Genomic DNA, 3,043 nt, shown 5'->3' with positions numbered 1-3,043 from the left:
GGTAGCTTCAATTGGTGTAAAGAGCAATTGTTGAGATGAACGTTGAACCGCCGTATACGAGACCCGTACGTACGGTGGTGTGAGAGGCGCACTGGCAATCATTCGATTGTCAGCCGTCTACTCGATTGGGCGTTCGTTATTCTTTTTCCGCATATTTTATTGTCAATTCATCTTCGGAATCGAAAATTGTCAATGCGTGTTTTATCTTCTCAAATTTTCCAATATTATCTATATTTCCCTCTATGAAATAAGTATCGTTAATTTGTACTGCTTGTCTTGGGTTTCCTTCTTTCGGACTTTTGGTTAAAGTTATTTTTTCAGCCAAATCTGTTGTGAAAAATGTTTCAGGTTGTAAGTCAAATAATTGCTTAAAAACTTCCACATATAATTTTGCTACTTGAGTAACCTCTATTTTTTGGTCAAAGAAAATAGCATATTCTAATTTCTTATGTTTTGGGTCTTCTGCTTCAAAAATGTTTACTTCATTATTTTCGTCTCTATCATCTAATGCAATTGCTGGATATTCCCAAATTTTAAGAAAACGTTCAGCTAATAAGTCAAAACGTCTTTCGATTTCTGCTTTATCCCATTTTTCTGCAATAGATAAATATTTGTTTAACCATAAGCGACTGTCTTTATATCCTGCTTTTTCTAAATCTCTCTTATACGTGAAAATTTTATTTCCTAATTTCCCGTTATTTCCAGACAATGTAAGATTACCTATGGTGTTTAAGTAAGTTTCTTTTATGAAATTATATTCATCAGTACCTAAATCAATTTTCCATTTTGGGTCTGGATTTTGTGGGAATATATGCTCAATAGTTATGTCGGTATTACCTTCTATTTTTACAGTTTCTTTATTCTCGAAATTTTCTAGACGCTCTAAAAGGTAAGTTCTGTTTTTTGATTTTATATTATAAACGTCTTTAAGTTTTAAACTTTCTATTAACTCATTGTTTTTTGGAAAACGTTGAGAACCTGGTCTTTTTAAAAGCCATTTTTGAAGAGAAATTAAATAATCTTCTTTATCTATTTTTTCATAAAGCGTCATAAATATCTTATTCAAAGCATTGGTTGGTAAACCAAGAATAAATCTTCTCCAAGCAAATGATTGGATAAAATCTAAAACTTTAATAAATGTCTCTTTATCAATTATACTTTCTGAATAATCTTCATAGACTTTCATTAAAAATGGAAAGGCTACGTTTATTTCAAGACGGTTTATATATTCAAGTTGAGTTCTAATTGTTCTGTCAGGCTCATTCTTTGGATTTAATAGTTTATTATAATACTTAACAAGTGATTTTATAGGTAATAGATTGCTTTCTAATTGTTCTAAATCACTGGTCGGAAATTTAGTTTTAAACTCTAAATATACTTTACTTTTATTAGGTATTTTATTGTTTGCCAAAGTCAAATAATCTCTAATAAAATCCGACACTTTACTTGTATTTAAACTTTCGTCTTTTGCTAATTTTTCAATTATCTCCCAATAATTACTGTAAATCTTATTTTGGCTTTTCCGATTAAGGCCCATCAAAATATAGTTACGTATTAAATCCGCTTGAGATAGCTCCAAACCTGTTGAATTTAAACTCTCAAAAATTCGTTGTGGGTCGTCTTTTTCTCTGTCAAGAGAAATCTCAACGAACATAAGTTTTGAAAGACCTTTTAAAACATATTCGATATTTTCTTGAGTAATTCTGCTTTTGAAGTAATTGAAATTATCAATGACTTTTGAAAAATCATTAAATTCTTCCGTTGAGTCACTTCTCAATAAATACTTTATAGCTTTATCATTATTTTCTGTAGGACGTAGCTTTAATTTTTCTTCTTCTGGAGCAAATTTATTTGTCAAATAGGTTTCACTTATTTCCGCTTCAAGCCCTTTGTCTTTCATTTCAATTGCCAAACGATAAAGAGTTAGATAAATCAATGTTAAAGTAGTCAAACGTTGTTGTCCGTCAATTATCGTTAATTCCTTTATTCTCGAGGAAGTGTAAACATCATCGTGAACATAAACAACGCTACCAATAAAATGAGCGTTTGTTTTTTTAGTTGTTCCGACTTCGAGAATATCGTCTAAAAGCTGTTTACATTGACTTGTTGACCAATCATAATTTCTTTGATAAACTGGTATTACAAATTGTGTTTTGTTTGAAGATAAAAAGTCCTCAACTTTTGTTTCGTTTGCTTTCATTTATTCAGTTATGTTTCTCGTTTAGTTCGGTTTTTTTTAATGACGCCCAACGGTCTTGTATATGAAAAGTAGCGCTAAAAATAAGCGATAATTTTCGGATGAAACACAAGCCGAATTTTTAAATTTTATCAATTATTTTATTTTTGTGAATTTGTCAAATTTAAAAATTTGACGACTTTCCAAAAATGCCCGAACCTTTGTGTTAGCAACGACTCGCGCTATTTTTTATATACGTTGTTGGCAACAGTTTTTTTATCAGTTAATTGTTAAGTTCACAGTAATAAATTCAGTTGGACTTGATTTAAATTTCAATTCATAATCTCCAGCAGTATTTGTGATAAATTCATAGTTTGTTGTTCTTATTGGAGCATCTTGAGTACAAATACAACCAACATATTTAGCCTCAACTTCAATAATTCGAGTGTTTCCATTTTCGGATTCAATAAATTTTCCAAATCCACCACAACCATTGCTAACTCCGAAATTCACTTCAATAGTAATACTTTGATTAACTGTTCCTGTAGCAGGTGAGTTTACAGAAATAACATATTCAGTTTTATTTACTATACATTCCTCTTCCTTATCATCGTCATTTTTATTGCAGCTGAAAAATAATCCAAGTCCAATAGTTGAGATAAGAATAATAAAATATTTTCTTTTTAATTTCATTTTTTTTAGGATTTATGTTGTTTAACGTTTTTTTTAAAATTGTTGCCAACGATCTGGATATGAATCGTAGCTTCAATCCAGTTCTAAGTTTTGTTATTTTTGTATTCTCTAAAAATAGTTAAAAACTTTCTAATGACCTATTAACAGCTATGATTTATATGTTTTGTTGTTTGC

At 29.9% G+C, this 3,043-nt stretch carries 2 protein-coding genes; both read right to left on the bottom strand.

The genetic code is table 11. The features are described from left to right. Positions 1-136: 136 nt before the first annotated feature. On the bottom strand, positions 137-2,200 hold the full coding sequence (locus ES677_RS14955) for a DUF262 domain-containing protein (protein WP_148381691.1): 2,064 nt from the start codon (positions 2,198-2,200) through the stop codon (positions 137-139). 255 nt (positions 2,201-2,455) lie between these two features. Continuing rightward, entirely contained in the window at positions 2,456-2,869 is a 414-nt protein-coding gene (locus tag ES677_RS14950; RefSeq protein WP_148381690.1) for a hypothetical protein, read from the bottom strand. Between the last annotated feature and the right edge of the window lie 174 nt (positions 2,870-3,043).

The sequence above is a fragment of the Bizionia gelidisalsuginis genome, from assembly GCF_008086185.1.
Taxonomy (GTDB): Bacteria; Bacteroidota; Bacteroidia; order Flavobacteriales; family Flavobacteriaceae; genus Bizionia; species Bizionia saleffrena.
The sequence above is the reverse complement of the archived record's forward strand: the minus strand, read 5'-3'. Positions and strand labels throughout refer to the sequence as shown.